Origin of the sequence: Streptomyces thermocarboxydovorans (genome assembly GCF_039524635.1) — a bacterium.
GTDB classification, from domain to species: domain Bacteria; phylum Actinomycetota; class Actinomycetes; order Streptomycetales; family Streptomycetaceae; genus Streptomyces; species Streptomyces thermocarboxydovorans.
On record NZ_BAAAGU010000035.1, the window covers coordinates 20,146 to 39,335 of the forward strand.

Consider the following 19,190-nt stretch of genomic DNA (forward strand, 5'->3'; position numbering starts at 1 on the left):
GCCGCGGTGTCGAGGTCCGGCCGGACCGTCGCTGCTCCCCGCACCCGCGGGGATGGTCCCGTGCCATCACCGCCATCACGCACAAGGAGACGTCGCCCCCCGCACCCGCGGGGCTGGTTCCTCATTGGCCATGACCGGGACCTGGCCCAAGATCTGCTCCCCCGAACCCGACCCGGCGAGGAGGACCGGCGGGGCGGTCCCTGATCGCCCGCGTCAGCCACGATGCCGGCATTCGGTTTCTCAGTCGGGCGTGAACTCGTACTGCAGTTCATAGAGGTGACCTGCCTTGACCATGACCGTGGCCTCCACGGGGCGTTCGTTGTCGCTGTAGACCACTCGCAAGGTGCGGAGGACCGGCAGGTCGCTGGGGAGGTTGAGGGCCTGGTACTGCTCCTGGGTGGGGACCCTGGCCGATACCCGGTCGACACTCAGGCGTGGCGGGAAGCCGAGTTGGTTCAGGAGTGCAGGCGTGCCGCCCTTGATCTTCCGCTTGGCGGTGATGGGGGTGCCTCGGGCGATGGACAAGGGGTAGTACGACTTGACCAGTTCGACCGGCTCGTCATTGATGGACAGGATCTGGTGACGTAGGACCGCGGTCTCGGAGCCGGTGAGGCCCAGCGCGGCGACGACATCGGCCGGTGGCCGGAGCTCGGCGACGTCGAGCAGTGTGCTGTGCGCCCTGGAGCCGAGCTTCGTGGCCTCGGTCAGCCACCGGTACGGCTTCCCGGGTGCAGCCGGAGCCAGGTACGCGGCAGGGCGTACCGTCCGCTGCCGATGCTCACGCACCGTGACGGCGGCTCCTGCGCGGCCCACCACAAGGCGTTCGTCCTTGAGGATCTGCAGGGCCTTCTGGATGGTTGCGTTCGAGGCGTCGAAGCGCTCCTTCAGCTGCGCCGTGGAGGGAAGGCTGGCGCCCGGCGCGAGGTCGCCGCTCATGATCTCGTCCCGGAGGTCGGCAGCAATGCGCTCATGGAGCGACCGCCGGTCCGGCGAGCCGGTTGGTGAGGAGGTGGGCACTGTCATCCGATCCGGATCTCGTAGGTGCAGGCGCTGTCGATGCGCCGGCATGACCATCATGTCGACCTGAAAGGGCCGGGTTGCTGCCGCCGTGGGGCGGCTCGCGGGGACCATCCAGGAGCCGACTCTGCGAAGGCGCGTGTGCGAAGTGCTGTGACGACTCCCGCCCAGGCGGCCCACGCCCGTGAACTCGACTTGACCCGACTGCTCCCCGCATGGGGCTGGGGCGCCCGGATCACACCGGGCGCCCCGACTGCTGTGGACGTACTACCTGCTACTTGCCCGCCGCCGCGTCCGCGGCCTGGGCGCGGAGGGCTCGTTCGATGCCTGCGCGGGACTCGGAGACCAGGCGGCGCAGGGCCGGGCTCGGGTCGGCCGAGGAGAGCCAGGCGTCGGTCTTGTCCAGGGTCTCGCGGGTGACCTGAATGGACGGGTAGAGGCCGACCACGATCTGCTGGGCGATCTCGTGCGAGCGGGTGTCCCAGATGTCCTTGATCACCTCGAAGTAGCGGTCGGTGTACGGGGCGAGCAGCTCGCGCTGGTCGGTCTGGACGAAGCCGTTGATGACCGCCTCCTGCACGGCGTTCGGCAGCTTGTCGGACTCCACGACCGACGCCCACGCCTCCGCCTTGGCCTCCTCGGTCGGGCGGGCCGCGCGGGCGGTCGCCGCGTGGCGTTCGCCCGCCGCGGTCTTGTCGCGCTCGTACTCGGCCGCGATGTCCGCCTCGTCGAAGCGGCCCACCGCCGCCAGCCGCTGCACGAAGGCCCAGCGCAGCTCCGTGTCGACGGTCAGGCCCTCGATGGTCTGCTCGCCGCTGAGCAGGCCCTCCAGCAGGTCCAGCTGCTCCGGGGTGCGCGCGGTCGCGGCGAACGCCCGTGCCCAGGCCAGCTGGTGGTCGCTGCCCGGCTCGGCGGAGCGCAGGTGCGCCAGCGTGGCGTCGGTCCAGCGGGCCAGCAGGGCCTCGCGGGCGGCCGGGTCGGCGTACAGGTCGATGGCCAGCTTCACCTGGCGGTGCAGCGACTGCACGACACCGATGTCCGACTCCTTGCCGATGCCGGACAGCACGAGGGAGAGGTAGTCGCGGGCGGGCATCTCGGCGTCCCGGGTCATGTCCCAGGCCGAGGCCCAGCACAGGGCGCGCGGCAGCGACTCCGCGAAGTCGCCGAGGTGCTCGGTGACGGTGGCCAGCGACTGCTCGTCCAGGCGGACCTTGGCGTACGAGAGGTCGTCGTCGTTGAGCAGTACGACCGCCGGGCGGGGCTTGCCCACGAGCTGGGGCACGGGCGTGAGCTCGCCGTCGACGTCCAGCTCCACGCGCTCGCCGCGCACCAGGCGGCCGTCGCCGTCCAGGTCGTACAGGCCGATCGCGATGCGGTGCGGGCGCAGCACCGGCTCGCCCTTGGCGCCCGCGGGCAGCGCCGGGGCCTCCTGGCGGACCGCGAAGGAGGTGATCACGCCCTGGTCGTCGGTCTCGATCTCCGGGCGCAGCACGTTGATGCCGGCCGTCTCCAGCCACTTCTTCGACCAGGTCCGCAGATCGCGCCCGGAGGTCTCCTCCAGCGCGCCCAGCAGGTCGGACAGGCGGGTGTTGCCGTAGGCGTGGCGCTTGAAGTACGCCTGCACACCGCGGAAGAACTCGTCCTCACCGACGTACGCCACGAGCTGCTTCAGCACGCTGGCGCCCTTGGCGTAGGTGATGCCGTCGAAGTTGACCAGCACGTCGTCCAGGTCGCGGATGTCCGCCATGATCGGGTGCGTGGACGGCAGCTGGTCCTGGCGGTAGGCCCAGGTCTTCATCGAGTTGGCGAACGTCGTCCACGAGTGCGGCCAGCGCGAGCCCGGCGCCGCCGCCTGGCAGGCGATCGAGGTGTAGGTGGCGAACGACTCGTTGAGCCACAGGTCGTTCCACCACTGCATGGTGACCAGGTCGCCGAACCACATGTGGGCCAGCTCGTGCAGGATGGTCTCCGCCCGCACCTCGTACGCCGCGTCCGTCACCTTGGAGCGGAAGACATACTGGTCGCGGATGGTCACCGCGCCCGCGTTCTCCATCGCGCCCGCGTTGAACTCCGGCACGAACAGCTGGTCGTACTTCTTGAACGGGTAGGCGTAGTCGAACTTCTCCTGGAACCAGTCGAACCCCTGCCGGGTCACTTCGAAGATCGCGTCCCCGTCCAGGTACTCGGCGAGCGACGGCCGGCAGTAGATGCCGAGCGGCACGCTCTGCCCGTCCTTCTCGTACACGCTGTGCACGGAGTGGTACGGGCCGGCGATCAGGGCCGTGATGTACGTGGAGATGCGCGGCGTCGGCTCGAAGACCCAGACGTTGTTCTCCGGCTCGGGCGTGGGCGAGTTGGAGATGACGGTCCAGCCCTCCGGCGCCTTCACGGTGAACTGGAAGGTCGCCTTCAGGTCGGGCTGCTCGAAGCTCGCGAACACCCGGCGGGCGTCCGGCACCTCGAACTGCGTGTAGAGGTAGGCCTGGTCGTCGACCGGGTCGACGAACCGGTGCAGGCCCTCGCCGGTGTTGGTGTAGGCGCAGTCCGCGCTCACCCGCAGCACATTGCGGCCCTTGAGCAGGCCGGGCAGGGCGATGCGGGAGTCCTTGAAGACCTCGTCGGGGTCGAGGGGGTCCCCGTTCAGGGTCACCTCGTGCACGGTGGGTGCCACCAGGTCGATGAAGGACTCCGCGCCGTCCTCGGCGACGTCGAAGCGCACCGTGGTCACGGACCGGTAGGTCCCTCCCTCTTGCGCGCCGGAGAGATCCAGGTCGATCTCGTACGAGTCAACGGTCAGCAGCTTCGCCCGCTGCTGCGCCTCTTCGCGAGTCAGGTTTGTGCCAGGCACGCGGTCATCTCCTCGTCATGAAGTGCGTCGGGTCATCCTTCCACGCATCCCCGCTGTCCAGCGACGACGGAGCCGGACCATGGGGATACCCCTGCATCGGACGGGGGAGTGCGAGGGTGATGCGGCGCGGCGTGCGCCGTGCGAAGGCATGACGAAGGGGCGCCCGGCTACGCGCCGGGCGCCCCGTGGCAAGCGGTCCTCGGACTACTTCTGCAGCTCGGCCGCCACCAGCTCCGCGATCTGCACCGCGTTCAGCGCGGCGCCCTTGCGCAGGTTGTCGTTGGAGATGAACAGGGCCAGGCCGTTCTCGACCGTCTCGTCGCGGCGGATGCGGCCGACGTACGACGGGTCCTTGCCGGCCGCCTGCAGCGGGGTCGGGATGTCCGACAGCTCGACGCCGGGGGCGTCCGCCAGCAGCTCGGTCGCGCGCTCCGGGCTGATCGGGCGGGCGAACCGGGCGTTGACCTGCAGCGAGTGGCCGGAGAAGACCGGGACGCGGACACAGGTGCCGGAGACCTTCAGGTCCGGGATCTCCAGGATCTTGCGGGACTCGTTGCGCAGCTTCTGCTCCTCGTCGGTCTCGTTCAGACCGTCGTCGACGAGGTTGCCGGCGAATGGCAGCACATTGAAGGCGATGGTGCGCTTGTAGACGTTCGGCTCGGGGAAGTCGACCGCTTCGCCGTCGTGGGTCAGCTTGTCGGCCTCGGCGACCACCTTCTGGGTCTGGCCGTGCAGCTCCGCGACGCCCGCGAGACCGGAGCCGGACACCGCCTGGTAGGTGGCGACGACCAGGGCCTCCAAGCCCGCCTCCGCGTGCAGCGGACGCAGCACCGGCATCGCGGCCATGGTGGTGCAGTTCGGGTTGGCGATGATGCCCTTGGGGCGGTGGGCGATCGCGTGCGGGTTCACCTCGGAGACGACCAGAGGAACCTCGGGGTCCCGGCGCCAGGCGGAGGAGTTGTCGATCACGACCGCGCCCTGCGAGGCGACCTTCTCGGCCAGCGCCTTCGAAGTGGCGCCGCCCGCCGAGAACAGCACGATGTCCAGGCCGGTGTAGTCGGCGGTGGACGCGTCCTCCACCGTCACGCCGTCCAGGTCGGTGCCCGCCGAACGGGCCGAGGCGAACAGGCGCAGCTCGGTGACCGGGAAGTTCCGCTCCGCGAGGATCCTGCGCATGACCGTACCCACCTGACCGGTGGCTCCGACGATTCCGACCCTCACGGCGACTCCCTCACTTGCGTCCTGGTGCGTTCCTGATGCCTGGCCGAGGCTCTTCCATCATGCGGCCGAGCACGGCCCGGCTGTCCAATTCTTTGCCCGCACTGCTCGCACAGTGGGACACCGACGCGACGGCCGGCGGTTGCGGACCTTCGGCTGCGACCCCCCTGAGCTGCAGAAATTCAGCCCGCGGAGGGCATGGGCCGCAAGGTCCCCTGCCCACCCGGCCCCCGGCCACACAAAGGTGTGACGTACGCCTCTGAGGATTCCGGGCCCGGCGTGAACGTTCCGGGCGGCCCCGGCGTCGTAGGAGAAACAGCGTGAGGGGGGTGCCAGTGCTGCGCGGAAGAACCCGGCGCGGGCGAGGCGCGCGTACCGCCGCGGACGACGATCCGCTGGACGCGGCACAGGAACGCCGGGTGCGGGCGGTGCTCGCGCTGGGCGGGGTGCCGCAGGCGGACCTGCCGGACGGGGTGCAGCAGGTCCGTCTGCGGCTGCTGGAACGCGCCGCGAGCGGCCGCGAGGCACCCCGGGACGTCTCGGCCTGGGCGGCGGTCGTCGCCTCCAACCTCGCCATGGACTGGCACCGCGCCCGCCGGCGCCAGGAGCGGCTCGGCGAACGCCTCGCCGCGCTGCACCCGACCCAGCTGCCGTCCGGCGAGGAGACCAGCCTGCTCTCCCTCGCCGTCGCCCGCGGCCTGGACGAGCTGCCCGACGCCCAGCGTCAGGTGGTCGTCCTGCGCTTCTACGCCGATCTGCCGGTCCGCTCCATCGCCGAACAGCTCGGCGTCCCGGAGGGCACGGTCAAGAGCAGGCTGCACTCCGCGGTCCGCGCCCTGCGCACCCGCCTGCACGAGGACGAGGTGGTGTGACATGACCGCCGAGAACACCGGAAACACCGAGAACACCGGAAACACCGGGAGCGCCAGAAACACCGGGAACGGGAATCCCGGGCACGGCGAGCACGGGAACGCCCGCCACGAGGACAAGGACGCCCTGATGGCCGCGATCCTGGGCGAGCCGCTGCCCCCGGAGGCCCTGCGCGACCCGTCCGTCCGGGACGTGCACGGCGCGGCCGCCGCCGATGTCGCCACGCTCCGGGAGCAGCTGGTGGTGATCGGGGACGCGCTGGCCGGCGGCGCCGGTGCCGCCCCTGCCGGACACCCGGCCGTCACCCCGCTCGCCGGGCGCCGCCCGCGCCGCCCCCTGAAGGTCGCCCTCGGCGCCCTCGCGGCCGCCGCTGCCGCCACCGTCGTCGTCTCGATGGGCTGGCTCGCGACGCAGGCGGGCGTCTCGAGCGACGACGCCGGGGGCAGCTCCGCCGCCGACAGCGCGCCCAGCGAGAGCGGCGGCGGCGTCCTCTTCGGCAGCCCCCGGTATCTGGCCTGCGCCCGCACGGTCGCCGAGGGCACCGTCTCCGCGGTGCGGCCGGCGGCGTCCGGCGGGGTCGAGCGGGTCACGCTGAAGGTGACGGCCCTGTACAAGACCGAGGACGGGCGGACCGGGGAACTCTCCTTCCCCGTCCGCACCGCCGAGGTGCCGCCGCTGCGCACCGGCGACCCGGTGCTCGTCGGCATCCCGAGGGACGGCGCCTTCCCCGACACGGTGCTCGTCGGCGAGGAGGAGATCGCCCCGGAGCGGTCCCGGCTCACCGCCTCCCTGCCGGAGTCCCGCACCCTCGACTGCGCATGACGAGGGGCGGGCGTCCTCACCAGGACGCCCGCCCCTCGTGCCCGAGCCCCTCAGGGCCCGAGCCCTTTCAGGACCTGAGCCCTTTCAAAACCAGAGCCCTTCACGGCCGTGAGCCGTCACGCACAGGGCCGTTGCGGACTCGGCCGTCGGCCGTTACGGCACGACCTTCCCGATCGCCACGCTGCCGGTGCCCGCGACCGTGCCGCGCTCGCTGACCAGCTGGACCCGGCCGAAGAACTCACGTCCCTCGGGGGCCGCCGCGGCGGCCGTGACCTGGGCGGAGACCTCCGCCGAGTCGCCCGTGCCGAGCTTCACCGTCGCGGAGTCGTCGACCGACACCGTGCCGAGCGAGGCGGAGAAGAACACGTCACGGTAGTCGTACTCGGTGGTGCCCGCCGGGACCGAGTAGCCCACGACCTCCACCGTGTAGGTGCCGGCGGCCGGCTTGGCGATGGACACCGACTCCTCCGAGTCGCCGTCGGCCGACTGGGCGACCCGCTTGCCGTCCTTGTCGTAGACCGCGAGGTCCAGGTCGGCGGCGGCGTCCGAGACGTTGCCGATGGAGACGTCCAGCGAGGCGGCGCCCTCGGGCACCTCGACCGTGGTGGTCCGGGTCTCACCCGTCTTGATCGACGGGCGGTCCGCCTTCGCCGAGCCGAGCGGCCCGCCGACCAGCTTGCCCTCCAGCGCGGCGAACTTGTTCGTCACCTTCCAGGCGGCGGCGGCCGGGGTGCCGGCCTTCGCCTCCGGCACGGTCACGGTCTCCGGCTCGAAGGCCGCGCCGAGCACGGCGACGTCCAGCTTGTAGGGGTTGTCCAGCAGCGGCGAGGTGCGGCGCGACTCGACCTCGATCTCCCAGACGCCCGGCTGCGGGTCGGCGTAGGAGCGCAGGTCGGGACGGCAGCCGTTGCCGTCGTTGTAGTTGTTGTAGCAGTTGGGCGTCGAGGTGGTGTCGACCGGGACGCCGTAGGGGTGGATGGCGATGAACCGGGTCTGGCTCTTGCCCTTCAGCCCGCTCATCGCGACCTGCAGCGTCTTCGCGCCCTCGGGCACGGTGACGAAGTAGGAGGTGGTGCTGTTGCGCTGCACCGAACCGGACGCCGAGTAGGTGTACTTCAGCGGGGCCGAGACCACCACCGTCGTCATGATCTGGCGGTCCACGCCCTCGGTGCGCGGGTCGTCGACCTCCAGGACGGCGCTCTTGATGCCGGCCGAGCCGGGCGCGGCCTGGACCTTCACGGTCACCGGCTTGTTCAGCGGCAGCCTGATGTCGTCGTCGCCGAGGATGCGGAAGGTGCGGCCGGCGTTGTTCTCGATGACCAGCTCGTGCTTGATCGCGCGGTCCGGGCCGGACGTACGGGTGATGGTGATGTCGTACGTCTTCTTCTGACCGGCCTTCAGGCCGCCCTCACGGTCGTACAGGCCGGTGCCGAAGCCCGGTGTCTTCAGGAACTGGTCGATCGCCGTGTCGACCGGCGCCTTCACCGTGTAGGTGTGCGCGGTGGCGCCGTCGCGGATCTCGTCCCAGGCGTCCTCGATGTCGATGAGGCCCGCGCCCTCCTCGTAGGCCTGCACGCCCTTGATGTGCTCGGCGGTGGAGGTGAGGGCGGTGCGCAGCGTCGCCGGCGGCAGGTCGATGCGCTTCTGCTTCGCGGCCGACAGCAGCAGCGCCGCCGCGCCCGCGGCCTGCGGGGAGGCCATCGAGGTGCCCTGGAGCATGCCGTAGCCGGGCGGGAGCTGGTATCCGGCCTCGGCGACCGGGGCGCCCGGCATCCAGGTCTGGATGGTGTTGATGGCGGCACCCGGGGCGACCAGGGTCGGCGTGAAGCCGCCGTCCTCACGCGGACCGCGCGAGGAGAACGGCATCATGGCGTACTTCTTCTCCACCTCGGAGCCGTAGTTGGCGGCCCAGGTCTCGCGGGAGACGGACGCGCCGACCGAGATGACCTTGTCGGCCAGCGACGGGTCGCCGATGGTGTTGGCGCCGGGGCCGGAGTTGCCCGCGGAGATCACCAGCTGGACGCCGTACTCGTCGATCAGGCGGTTGTACAGCTCGGCGCGGGCGTTGTTGCCGTCGTTGAGCGCCGGCAGGCCGCCGATGGACATGTTGACGATGTCGACGCCGCGCTTGGTGACGAGGTCGATCATGCCCTCGGTGAGCGCCACGTTGGTGCAGCCGCCGGACCAGGTGCAGGCGCGCGAGGAGACGAGCTTCGCGCCGGGGGCGGCGCCGTTCATCTTCCCGCCGAACAGCCCGTGCGCGGCGGTGATGCCGGCGACGTGCGTGCCGTGCTCGGACTCGATGACGCCGATGTTGACGAAGTCGGCCTTCTTGCCCACCCAGTCGCCGCCGTAGGGGTCCATCGGGACGTCCTTGCGGATCTCCACGACGAACGGCTGGCGCTCGGCGATCTCGGTCTTCGGGTCGTCGGTGCCGAAGTAGCCGACCTGGAAGCCGTCCTTGTACGGCTTCATCGGCTCGTCGTCGCCGAAGTCCTGGTTGTTGTTCAGGTCCACGCGGACGGTGCCGGCCGCCGGGTCGTACAGCACGCCCCAGGAGTCGGTGGTGTCGCCGTCGCGGTTGGCGTCCCCGCCTGCGTCGCCGCCGGTGGTGTACGACTCCAGGAAGGTGCTGATCCGGTACGCGCCGGCCGGGGCCTGCCAGGTCTTGGCCTGGTAGGTGAAGGTGGGCCCGGAGACGTCGGTGACCATCGGCCGCCAGGTGCGGTCGTTGTCGACGATCGGGTCGGTCGCCGTCACCCAGTCGACGATCTTCCGCTCGCCGGTGGTGGTCTTCTGCAGCGCCGGGTGGCCGAGGTCCACACCGGAGTCGAGGATGCCGATGGTGATGCCCCGGCCGTCCGCCTTCGGGTGGTCCTCGACGAAGTCGACGGCGCCGGTCTCGAAGGACGGGTTGTACGGGTTCTTCGCCGGGGTGCGCTTGCCGGGCGCCGGGTAGGTCTTGCCCTTCTGGCCGCCGGCCGCCTTGGCGGTGTCCGCGCTCGGCGTCGGGTCGTCCAGCGGGATCTCCTCGCGCAGGTCGATGCCGTGCACGGAGGAGAGCTTGGCGGCGGCGGCGATGGCCGACTCGGCCCTGGCCGTCGGGACGGTGGCGCGGACGTAGCCCAGCTTGTCGTGGGTGCGGCCGACCGAGCCGCCCTTGACCGCGTCCAGCTGCGCGGCGACCTCCTCGGTCTTGCCGGGCGCGGTGGCGATCATCATGGTGACGTGCTTGGCGCCCTCGGTCTGCGCCTCGGCGAGCAGCTCCGCGTCGTCCGAACCGAGCTTCTTGTCGGCGGACTTGACGTCGGCGTCGGCCGGTGCGACGGGCGCGCCGGCGGCGAGGGCCATGGGGACCGGTCCGGCCGCGGACAGCGCGGCGACGAGGCCGGCGGCCACGGCGATGCGGGCCACGCGTCTCGCGCCCGATATCGGGCCCTGCTGTGGGGAATGGGTCATCGGCATCCCTTGTGCGTAAAGGACGTGAAAGTGCGTGACAGGCGATCGTGGACGACCGGAGCTGAACGGCCCTGGCCGTGACGGTCCGGACGGCACTCCCGGACGATCGCTGAGCTTTACGCAAGGGACTGGTGTTTGGGAGGGGTTGACCGAATCGCAATGGATGCATGGGGAAAACCCCCGATCCGCTTTTCCGGACACCTCTCGCGAACACGACATGTCGTCGCCCGGCGGCCGCTAACCTCCCCACGTGCGACAGAAGTTGAGGGTGGCGGCCTACGCCGTGGTGGTGCGCGACGGACGGCTCCTGCTCGCCCGCTCACCGGGACCGGACGGCGTCCCCGAGTGGGTGATGCCGGGCGGCGGCATGGAGCACGGCGAGGACCCCTACGACACCGTGCGCCGGGAGGTCGAGGAGGAGACCGGCTATCGCATCGAGGTCACCGGGCTCCTGGGCGTCGACTCCACCCGCCATGTCCTCCCCGGCCGCCTCGGCCGCCCCACCGACCACCACGGCGTGCGCCTCGTCTACGAGGGCCGCATCACCGGCGGCGAGCTGCGCAACGAGGTGAACGGCTCCACGGAACTCGCCGCCTGGCAGCCGCTGGAGGAGGTCCCCGGCCTGGTCCGGGTGCGCCTGGTCGACATCGCGCTCCGGCTGTGGCGGGAGCGGCCGGCGACAGGACGGCTGGAGCCGGCCGAGGGGTAGCCGTGGACGTGTGTGCCGGGACCGACATGAGGAGGGGCCGCCGGTCGGCGGCCCCTCCTCTCCCCTCCTGCTGCGGTGGTGCGAGTCCTGCTGCGGTGGCGCGAGCCGCGGTCCTCAGCGGGGCAGCACCACCACGTACGCGGCCGGTTCCCGGTCCGCCGCGGCCATCAGCGCCGTACGGATCACCGCCGCCTGCTGCTCCATCGCGTCCCGGAGCTTGCGCGGGGTGACGTGGACGACCATGATGCCGAGCCGCTCCAGGTGCTCGCGCTTGCGGACGTACTCCGACCACATCGCGTCGTCCTCCTGGCGCGACGCCCGCGTGTCCAGCTCCAGGGCCACCGCCTGGTCCGGCCAGTAGGCGTCCAGACCGCCCAGGTGCGGGCCGCCCGGCAGGCGCAGATCGACGTTCCACACCGGGTCCGGCAGTCCGTGCTCGCGCACCATCCGGTACAGCCGGTCCTCGGCGATCGCCCGGCCCTCGGCGACCAGCGAGTCCACCGCGTTCACCACGTGCGGACGGTTCAGCAGCCGCGCCTCGTTCAGCTCCCGCACCACCGCGACCGCCTCGCAGTGCCCGCCGCGCACCGCCTCGGTCAGCAGCCGGCGCACCAGGCCCGCGTCCTGCAGCCGCGCCACCGCGTCGGCCAGTGCCCGCTCCACCGGAGCCACCGGGACACCCGTCACCTGCTGGGGGTCCGGCAGCGTGGCGGTGCGCACGATCCGGGCGCAGCCCGTCGACCGCAGCCGCCGCAGCCGGGGCACCAGCACGTCGAAGGCGTCCAGGGACGGCAGCGGGGGAGCGGAGGTGAAGCCGTGCAGGGTGAGCGCCGCGAGGCCGGTGATCATCGCCTCGGTGTAGGCGGGCGGCGGGGTGTCACCGGCGCCGGGCTGCTCGGGCACACCGGTGGTCCGCTCCCGCGCCGCGTACATCAGCACGGCGTGCAGCCGCTCCTCGCTGGTGGGCGGTCCGGGGTGGAGCAGGACGACCCCCGGCAGCAGCTGCTGCCAGGGACCGCCGGGACGGCACTGATCGTTGATCTCGGTGTTCGGCACGCCGTGCCGGCGCAGCTGCGCGGTGGTCATGACGCGCTGCCGGCTGTCGGCGAGGTGGTGCAGGGGGCGGGGGGAGAGCGGGGTGTTGTGGTTCATGCCGGGCAATTTCCCGTGTCCGGCCCGCCCGCGAACCGCTGTTACACGTCCGTCGACAAATACGGACAAGCTCGCACTAAAGGACGCATGTTCGGTTGCCGAAAACCCCTGGTCCATTCGGGTGAGGACCAGGGGTTACGGGTCCGACCGTACGAATCGGGTAACGCTCGTACGACCGGCCCGGCCGGGGTACTACGACCCGCTCGGCCGCGGCAGCGCGGCGTACGGACCGGCCCGGCCACGGCATCGCGGCCGCACGACCGGCCTCGGGCCACCGCCTGCGACTCGCTCAGGCCGCCGCCGCGTCGCACTCCTGCCCGCGCAGAGCCCGCGCCAGGTCGTCCCGGGCCTCCAGCACCAGCCGCCGCAGCGCCGGCGGCGCCTGCTCGTGCGCGGCGAGCCAGGCGTCCGTCGCCTCGAGCGTCGCCGGGGAGTCCTGCGTGGCGGGGAACAGACCCCGCACCACGTCCATCGCGATCTGGATCGACCGCTCGCGCCACACCCGCTCGACCGCCTCGAAGTACTTCTCCGCGTACGGCGCCAGCAGCTCCCGCTGCGAGTACTGCACGAACCCGGAGATGGTCGCCTCCACCAGCGCGTTGGACAGCGCGTCGGACTCCACCACCTGGGCCCAGCACTGCGCCTTCACGGCGGCCGACGGGCGGGCCGCCAGGCAGCGCACCTGGTGCCGCTTGCCGGAGGCGGTGTCGTCCCGGGCCAGCTCCTCGGCCAGCGCCTTCTCGTCCGCCATCCCGTGCGCGGCCAGCGGCTCCAGGAACGCCCAGCGCAGCTCCTGGTCCACCTCAAGACCCTGGATCGTCACCGTGCCCGACAGCAGGTCCTGCAGCAGCTGGAGCTCGCCGGGCGTGGACGCCACCCGGGCCAGGAACCGCGCCCAGGCCAGCTGCTGCTCGCTGCCCGGCTCGGCCGCCTCCAGCTCCCGCCGGGCGCCCTCGGCGAGCAGCGCCCCGCCGGTCTCCCGCCAGGCCGGGGCGGCGTAGTGCACCAGTGCCGACTCGGCCCAGGCGTGCAGCATCTGCAGCACCCCGATGTCGCTCTCGCGCCCGGCGAAGCGCAGCACCAGAGAGATGAAGTCCCGGGCGGGCAGGAGCGCGTCGCGGGTGAGATTCCACAGCGCGGACCAGCACAGGGCGCGGGCCAGCGGGTCGGTCAGGGCGCCGAGGTGCTCGCGCAGGGTGGCCAGCGAGGTCTCGTCGAAACGGATCTTGCAGTACGTGAGGTCGTCGTCGTTGACCAGCACCAGCTCGGGCGCCTCGGCCCCGGCCAGCTCCGCCACGACCGTACGGGCGCCCTCGACGTCCGCCTCGGCGCGCGCGTAGCGCTCCAGCGTCCCGTCGCCGGTGCGCCGGTACAGGCCCACCGCGACCCGGTGCGGGCGCAGTTCGGGGTGCGACTCGGCGGCCTCCTGCACCACCGCCAGCTCCTCGATGCGCCCGTCGGCGCCCAGCAGCACCTGCGGGGTGAGGGAGTTGACCCCGGCCGTCTGCAGCCAGGACCGCGACCAGGCCGCCATGTCCCGCCCGCTGGTCTCCTCGAGGACCGACAGCAGGTCACCGAGGGTGGTGTTGCCGTAGGCGTGCCGCTTGAAGTAGCGCCGGGCGCCCTCGAGGAAGGCGTCCTGACCGACGTACGCCACCAGCTGCTTGAGCACGCTGGCGCCCTTGGCGTAGGTGATGCCGTCGAAGTTCAGCTTGGCGTCCTGCAGATCGCGGATGTCCGCGGTGATCGGATGCGTGGACGGCAGCTGGTCGGCGCGGTAGGCCCAGGCCTTGCGGCGGTTGGCGAAGGTGATCCAGCCGTCGGTGAAGCGGGTGGCGCCCACCAGCGCGAACGCGCCCATGAAGTCGGCGAAGGACTCCTTCAGCCACAGGTCGTCCCACCAGCGCATGGTGACCAGATCGCCGAACCACATGTGCGCCATCTCGTGCAGGATCACATTGGCGCGCCCCTCGTAGGACGCCTGCGTCACCTTGCCCCGGAAGATGAACTCCTCGCGGAAGGTCACCATCCCCGGGTTCTCCATCGCGCCCAGGTTGTACTCGGGCACGAACGCCTGGTCGTACTTCCCGAAGGGGTACGGGTAGTCGAAGTGCTCGTGGAAGAAGTCCAGGCCCTGCTTGGTCACCAGGAACACGTCGTCGGCGTCGAAGTACGGGGCGAGACCCTTGCGGCACATCGCGCCCAGCGGGATCCGCAGCCGTGTGCCGTCCGGCAGCTCACGCTCGTAGGAGTCCTCCACGTAGTGGTACGGGCCCGCCACCACGCAGGTGATGTACGTGGAGATGGGCTTGGTCTCCGCGAACCGCCACACCCCGTCGGTGAGTTCACCGGCGCCGTTGCTCCACACCCGCCAGCCCTCCGGGGCCCGCACCTCGAAGCGGAACGGCGCCTTGAGGTCGGGCTGCTCGAAGTTGGCGAAGACCCGGCGGGAGTCGGCCGGCTCGTACTGGGTGTACAGGTACACCTCGCCGTCCTCGGGGTCGACGAAGCGGTGCAGGCCCTCGCCGGTGCGGGAGTAGGCGCACTGGGCGTCGACGATCAGCTCGTTGTCGGCGGCGAGGTCCTCCAGCAGGATGCGGGAGCCGTCGAACACCTCGCCGGGGTCCAGGTCCCGCCCGTTGAGGGAGACGGCCGTCACACTCGGCGCGATCAGGTCGGCGAAGCTGCTCGCGCCCGGCTCGGCGCAGCGGAACCGGATGGTGGTGACGGAGCGGAACGTCCGCGGCCCCGGCCCGCTCTCCTCGCCGACCGCGGACCGCACATCGAGGGACACCTCGTATCCGTCGACGGAGAGCAGGGCGGCCCGCTCCCGGGCCTCGTCACGGGTCAGGTTCTCACCGGGCACGGGCGGTACTCCTCATGCGTCGTCGACATGACTGATCAGCACCGATCCTGCCATGCGCCCCTGACAGGGAGCAGCCGGGAATGGCCGGGAGGCGATGTGGCGTTGACATTGAAGCCGAGGCTGGAACGAACAGACCCGTACCACGCAGACCCCCTGCCACGTCGAGGAGCGACATGTCGGACACGTCACCTGCTGCCCCCACCCCCGTCGACTTCTGGTTCGACCCGCTGTGCCCCTGGGCCTGGATGACCTCCCGATGGGTGCTGGAAGTGGAGAAGGTCCGGGACATCAAGGTGCGCTGGCATCTGATGAGCCTCGCCGTGCTCAACGAGAACAAGCTCGACGAGCTGCCCGAGGAGTACCGGGAGATGCTCGAGACCAAGGCGTGGGGCCCCGTCCGGGTGGTCATCGCCGCCCAGCAGGAGCACGGCGCCGAGGTGCTCGGCGACCTCTACACCGCGCTCGGCACCCGCATCCACAACCGCGGCGAGGGCCCGGGCAAGGAGACCGTCGCCGCCGCGCTGCGCGACGTCGGGCTGCCCGAGTCGCTGATGGAGCACTGGGACTCCACCCCTTACGAGGCGGAACTGCGCGCCTCCCACAAGGAGGGCATCGAGAAGGTCGGCCAGGACGTCGGCACCCCGGTCATCGCGGTGCCCGGCCCCGACGGCAAGGAGATCGCCTTCTTTGGCCCGGTGGTCACCCCGGCCCCCAAGGGCGAGGAGGCCGCCCGCCTGTGGGACGGCACCCTCGCGGTCGCCTCGGTCCCCGGCTTCTACGAGATCAAGCGCACCAGGACGAAGGGGCCGGACTTCAGCAACCTGTGAGGCCGGCGCCGGCGACTGCAAGCGCATACGGAAGCCCCCCGCGAGTCACGTCCTCGCGGGGGGCTTCTTCTTTCCGCCTGCCCAGGGTGAACGGTGAGAAGACGATCACGAGGCAGGACGCTTCAGAGGGCTGCCGGGCTCAGGGGCTGCCGGGCTCAGGGGCTTCCGGGGTCCCGGTCTCGGGGGGCCGGTCTCAGGGAGCGAGCAGCAGCACGTCCGTGCGGGACTTGGCCGCCTCGTAGCGGCGGGCGACGTCCTGCCAGTTGACGACCTGCCACATCGCCTCGATGAAGTCCGCCTTCTGGTTCCGGTACTGCAGATAGAAGGCGTGCTCCCAGGTGTCGAAGACCAGGATCGGGGTGGAGCCCTGCCCCACGTTGCCCTGGTGGTCGTAGACCTGCTCGACGATCAGCCGCCCGCTCAGCGGCTCGTAGGCGAGCACGCCCCAGCCCGAACCCTGGGTGGTCGCCGCCGCCTTGGACAGCTGCGCCTTGAATGCCGCGAAGGAGCCGAAGGACTCCTTGATCGCCTCGGCCAGCTCGCCCACGCCGTCCTGGGCGAGCGGCTCGCCGCCGCCCTCCTTCGGGCCGGTCATGTTCTGCCAGTAGATGCTGTGCAGGATGTGCCCGGACAGGTGGAACGCCAGGTTCTTCTCCAGTCCGTTGAGCGAGCCCCACTGCTCCTTCTCCCGCGCCTCGGCGAGCTGCTCCAGCGTGTCGTTGGCACCCTTCACATAGGCCGCGTGGTGCTTGTCGTGGTGCAGCTCGATGATCTCGGGGCTGATCACCGGGGCGAGCGCGGAGTAGTCGTAGGGCAGGTCGGGCAGCGTGTACACGGGCATGGCGGGGTCCCCTCCGAACCTCTTATTGCAAATAGCTTGCAACTGCACGCTAGCAGCAGAAAGGCCGCCGGGGAGGGCCGGGGCATGCAAAAGGCCCCCGCGTGTCGTCCACGCGAGGGCCTTTGCCGAGAGGGCCGGTGATCAGCGCCGGGCGCGCACCCGCTGCCAGGCGTAGCCCACGGCCGCCAGCACCAGCGTCATCCCGCCCGTCGAGTACAGCTGCACGCGCGTGTCGGGCTCGCGCGCCATCAGCGCGAACACCGCCGCCATGCCCAGCAGCGCGACATACGTCAGATACGGGAACGCCCACATCCGCACGACCAGCTTCTCCGGGGCCTCCCGCTCGAGCCGGCGCCGCAGCCGCAGCTGGGAGACGGCGATGAAGATCCAGACGACCAGGATCACCGCGCCGATCATGTTCAGCAGCCAGGAGAAGACGTCGTTCGGCCGCCAGTAGCTCAGCAGCACGCACCCGAAGCCGAAGACCGAGGAGGCCAGCACGGCCACCCGCGGCACACCGCCCGACACCCGGCCGAGCGCCTTGGGGCCCTGGCCGCGCTCGACCAGCGAGTAGCCGATGCGCGAGGCGCCGTAGATGTTGGCGTTCATCGCCGACAGCAGGGCGACCAGTACCACCACGTTCATCAGCTGACCGGCGCCGGGGATGCCGAGCTCGTCCAGCGCGGCGACGTACGGGCCGCTCTCCACCACGGCCGGCGAGTCCCAGGGCACCAGCGTCACGATCACGGCCATGGAGCCGATGTAGAACACCGCGATCCGCCACATCGCGGTACGGACCGCGCTCGCCACGCCCTTGACCGGGTCCTCCGACTCGGCCGCGGCGATGGTCACCGTCTCCAGACCGCCGTAGGCGAACACCGAGGCGAGCAGTCCGATCACCAGCCCCTCGCCGCCGTTGGGCAGGAAGTCGCCCAATTGGGAGGTGCCGGGGGAGTCCGTGCCCGGCAGCAGGCCGGCGATGGCCAGCCCGCCGAGCACCAGGAACAGGGTGATCGCGCCGACCTTCAGCGCGGCGAACCAGAACTCGAACTCACCGAAGTTCTTCACCGCGGCGAGGTTGGTGCCGCAGAACACCACCATGAACAGGGCCACCCAGGCCCACTCGGGCGTACCGGGCAGCCAGCCGGTCACGATCTTGGCGGCGCCGATGCCCTCCAGGCCGACCGCCGTGCACAGCAGCACCCAGAACGACCAGCCGGCGGTGAACCCGGCCCAGGGCCCGAGCGCCCGCTCGGCGTGCGCCGAGAAGGAGCCCGACGACGGATGGGCGGCCGACATCTCGCCGAGCATCCGCATCACCAGCATCACCAGGAGGCCGGAGAGGGCGTAGGCGACGACGATCGACGGACCGGCGGCGGCGATGCCGGCACCGGAGCCGACGAACAGGCCGGCGCCGATGACACCGCCGAGGGCGATCATCGACAGATGGCGCTGCTTGAGACCGTGGGAGAGGGAGACGCCGTCCTGCTGCGGCGGCGCTTTCACAGAGGTGCTGGGCATGGGGCGCGGTTCGTCCAATGCGTGGGGGGACATGGGCAAAACGACACCAGTCTGGGTGGCCGGGCCACCCTCGGGCCGGAGCGGCTCACCATATGGACACCGGGCGGACGCACGGTGCCCGGCCCCTGACCGGCGGTGCGGGGACGGGTCGACGCCGACCACGACCCTGATTGGTGAAACCCTACAGGCCCGTTCCGACGCTCCGAGTGAGAGATGCCTCCTCAGCTCCGTGACACGGGTCACTCCCACCCGGGTGCCGTTTCCGTTCTTTGTCCGAAGCCCACCAATGGCCCGATCCCGCCTTTGTCGAGCAATGACGGTGATCGCCGCGCGGGCCGCGGGATAGCGTCACGGTGTTCCGAACCGTCCTCACCCTCGCGGAGTCCCCATGAGCACCGTCGCCGCCACACCCGCCCGCTCCGGCCTGGTCCTCGCCGACCTGCTCCCGGCCTCCCGCGTCCGGGACACCGCCCTCATGCTCGGCGGTGCCGCGCTCACCGGCCTCGCCGCGCAGATCGCCGTGCCCGTCCCCGGCTCCCCGGTGCCGGTGACCGGCCAGACCTTCGCCGCCCTACTGGTCGGCACCGCCCTCGGCGCCCGCCGGGGCCTGCTCTCCCTCGCCGTGTACGCGCTGGCCGGCATCGCCGGTATGCCGTGGTTCGCGGGAGGCGCGTCCGGCATCGGGATGCCGTCCTTCGGCTACATCATCGGCATGATGCTGGCCGCCGCCGCCGTCGGCGCCCTGGCCCGCCGCGGCGCCGACCGCTCCGCCTGGCGGATGGCGGGCACCATGCTGCTCGGCGAGGCGATCATCTACGCCGTCGGCGTGCCCTACCTGGCCCTGGCCACCGGCATGTCCGCCTCCGCCGCCATCGCGGCCGGCCTGACCCCGTTCCTCATCGGCGACGCCCTCAAGGCCGCCCTGGCGATGGGCATCCTGCCCACGGCCTGGAAGTTCGTGAACAAGCGCTGACACCCACCGAGCAGCGGACCGGCTGCGACCCGCGAGTTCACCTGGGCGGCCTGGCGCACCGACGTCG

General features: G+C 71.3%; 13 protein-coding genes. 5 read left to right on the forward strand and 8 right to left on the reverse strand.

Translation table 11 applies throughout. The features are described from left to right. Nucleotides 1-240 precede the first annotated feature (240 nt). The 3 genes from ABD198_RS17610 to ABD198_RS17620 form a co-directional block, all read right to left on the reverse strand. A complete protein-coding gene (locus ABD198_RS17610) occupies nt 241-1,023 on the reverse strand; it encodes a GntR family transcriptional regulator (protein WP_344002335.1) in 783 nt (260 codons plus the stop codon). Nucleotides 1,024-1,291: 268 nt separating this feature from the next. Further along, nucleotides 1,292-3,865 (reverse strand): aminopeptidase N, encoded by a 2,574-nt coding sequence (pepN, locus tag ABD198_RS17615; protein WP_344002337.1) that lies wholly within the window; start codon nt 3,863-3,865, stop codon nt 1,292-1,294. A gap of 204 nt (nt 3,866-4,069) precedes the next feature. Then, entirely contained in the window at nt 4,070-5,086 is a 1,017-nt protein-coding gene (locus ABD198_RS17620; RefSeq protein ID WP_344002340.1) for an aspartate-semialdehyde dehydrogenase, read from the reverse strand. Between the two features lie 332 nt (nt 5,087-5,418). Between ABD198_RS17620 and ABD198_RS17625 the strand changes: the two genes are divergently transcribed. Continuing rightward, complete coding sequence (locus ABD198_RS17625) at nt 5,419-5,955, forward strand: RNA polymerase sigma factor (protein ID WP_344002444.1); 537 nt, start codon at nt 5,419-5,421, stop codon at nt 5,953-5,955. Nucleotide 5,956: 1 nt separating this feature from the next. Then, entirely contained in the window at nt 5,957-6,775 is an 819-nt protein-coding gene (locus tag ABD198_RS17630) for a hypothetical protein (RefSeq protein WP_344002343.1), read from the forward strand. A 153-nt stretch (nt 6,776-6,928) separates the two neighbouring features. On the opposite strand, the gene ABD198_RS17635 is transcribed toward ABD198_RS17630, so the two are convergent. After that, nucleotides 6,929-10,234, reverse strand: a complete 3,306-nt coding sequence (locus ABD198_RS17635) for a S8 family serine peptidase (RefSeq protein WP_344002346.1) — start codon at nt 10,232-10,234, stop codon at nt 6,929-6,931. A 268-nt stretch (nt 10,235-10,502) separates the two neighbouring features. Here ABD198_RS17635 and ABD198_RS17640 point away from each other — a divergent pair, with 268 nt between their 5' ends. Next, nucleotides 10,503-10,943: an NUDIX hydrolase gene (locus ABD198_RS17640; protein WP_344002447.1), complete on the forward strand. Its 441-nt coding sequence runs from the start codon at nt 10,503-10,505 to the stop codon at nt 10,941-10,943. Between the two features lie 114 nt (nt 10,944-11,057). Here the strand turns inward: ABD198_RS17640 and ABD198_RS17645 are convergent, their stop codons facing one another. Together ABD198_RS17645 and pepN (ABD198_RS17650) are read right to left on the reverse strand one after the other, a co-directional pair. Further along, entirely contained in the window at nt 11,058-12,095 is a 1,038-nt protein-coding gene (locus ABD198_RS17645; protein ID WP_344002349.1) for a hypothetical protein, read from the reverse strand. 289 nt (nt 12,096-12,384) lie between these two features. Beyond that, on the reverse strand, nt 12,385-14,961 hold the full coding sequence (pepN, locus tag ABD198_RS17650) for an aminopeptidase N (protein ID WP_344002352.1): 2,577 nt from the start codon (nt 14,959-14,961) through the stop codon (nt 12,385-12,387). Nucleotides 14,962-15,134: 173 nt separating this feature from the next. Here pepN (ABD198_RS17650) and ABD198_RS17655 point away from each other — a divergent pair, with 173 nt between their 5' ends. Continuing rightward, nucleotides 15,135-15,788: a mycothiol-dependent nitroreductase Rv2466c family protein gene (locus ABD198_RS17655; protein ID WP_344002355.1), complete on the forward strand. Its 654-nt coding sequence runs from the start codon at nt 15,135-15,137 to the stop codon at nt 15,786-15,788. A 193-nt stretch (nt 15,789-15,981) separates the two neighbouring features. Here the strand turns inward: ABD198_RS17655 and ABD198_RS17660 are convergent, their stop codons facing one another. Both ABD198_RS17660 and ABD198_RS17665 read right to left on the reverse strand, forming a co-directional pair. Then, the gene (locus ABD198_RS17660; protein WP_344002358.1) at nt 15,982-16,629 is read right to left on the reverse strand and encodes a superoxide dismutase; all 648 of its coding nucleotides are present in this window, start codon (nt 16,627-16,629) and stop codon (nt 15,982-15,984) included. 141 nt (nt 16,630-16,770) lie between these two features. Beyond that, nucleotides 16,771-18,150: an amino acid permease gene (locus tag ABD198_RS17665; protein ID WP_344002361.1), complete on the reverse strand. Its 1,380-nt coding sequence runs from the start codon at nt 18,148-18,150 to the stop codon at nt 16,771-16,773. A gap of 388 nt (nt 18,151-18,538) precedes the next feature. On the opposite strand from ABD198_RS17665, the gene ABD198_RS17670 reads away from it, so the two are divergent. After that, complete coding sequence (locus tag ABD198_RS17670) at nt 18,539-19,123, forward strand: biotin transporter BioY (protein WP_344002364.1); 585 nt, start codon at nt 18,539-18,541, stop codon at nt 19,121-19,123. The last annotated feature ends 67 nt before the right edge of the window (nt 19,124-19,190 follow it).

What these genes read in the sequence shown, in the direction of transcription:
- ABD198_RS17655 (WP_344002355.1), top strand. Translation starts at nt 15,135, where the DNA reads ATGTCGGACACGTCACCTGCTGCCCCCACCCCCGTCGACTTCTGGTTC.
- ABD198_RS17665 (WP_344002361.1), bottom strand. Translation starts at nt 18,150, where the DNA reads ATGCCCAGCACCTCTGTGAAAGCGCCGCCGCAGCAGGACGGCGTCTCC.
- ABD198_RS17630 (WP_344002343.1), top strand. Translation starts at nt 5,957, where the DNA reads ATGACCGCCGAGAACACCGGAAACACCGAGAACACCGGAAACACCGGG.
- ABD198_RS17670 (WP_344002364.1), top strand. Translation starts at nt 18,539, where the DNA reads ATGAGCACCGTCGCCGCCACACCCGCCCGCTCCGGCCTGGTCCTCGCC.
- ABD198_RS17635 (WP_344002346.1), bottom strand. Translation starts at nt 10,234, where the DNA reads ATGACCCATTCCCCACAGCAGGGCCCGATATCGGGCGCGAGACGCGTG.
- ABD198_RS17660 (WP_344002358.1), bottom strand. Translation starts at nt 16,629, where the DNA reads ATGCCCGTGTACACGCTGCCCGACCTGCCCTACGACTACTCCGCGCTC.
- ABD198_RS17645 (WP_344002349.1), bottom strand. Translation starts at nt 12,095, where the DNA reads ATGAACCACAACACCCCGCTCTCCCCCCGCCCCCTGCACCACCTCGCC.
- ABD198_RS17610 (WP_344002335.1), bottom strand. Translation starts at nt 1,023, where the DNA reads ATGACAGTGCCCACCTCCTCACCAACCGGCTCGCCGGACCGGCGGTCG.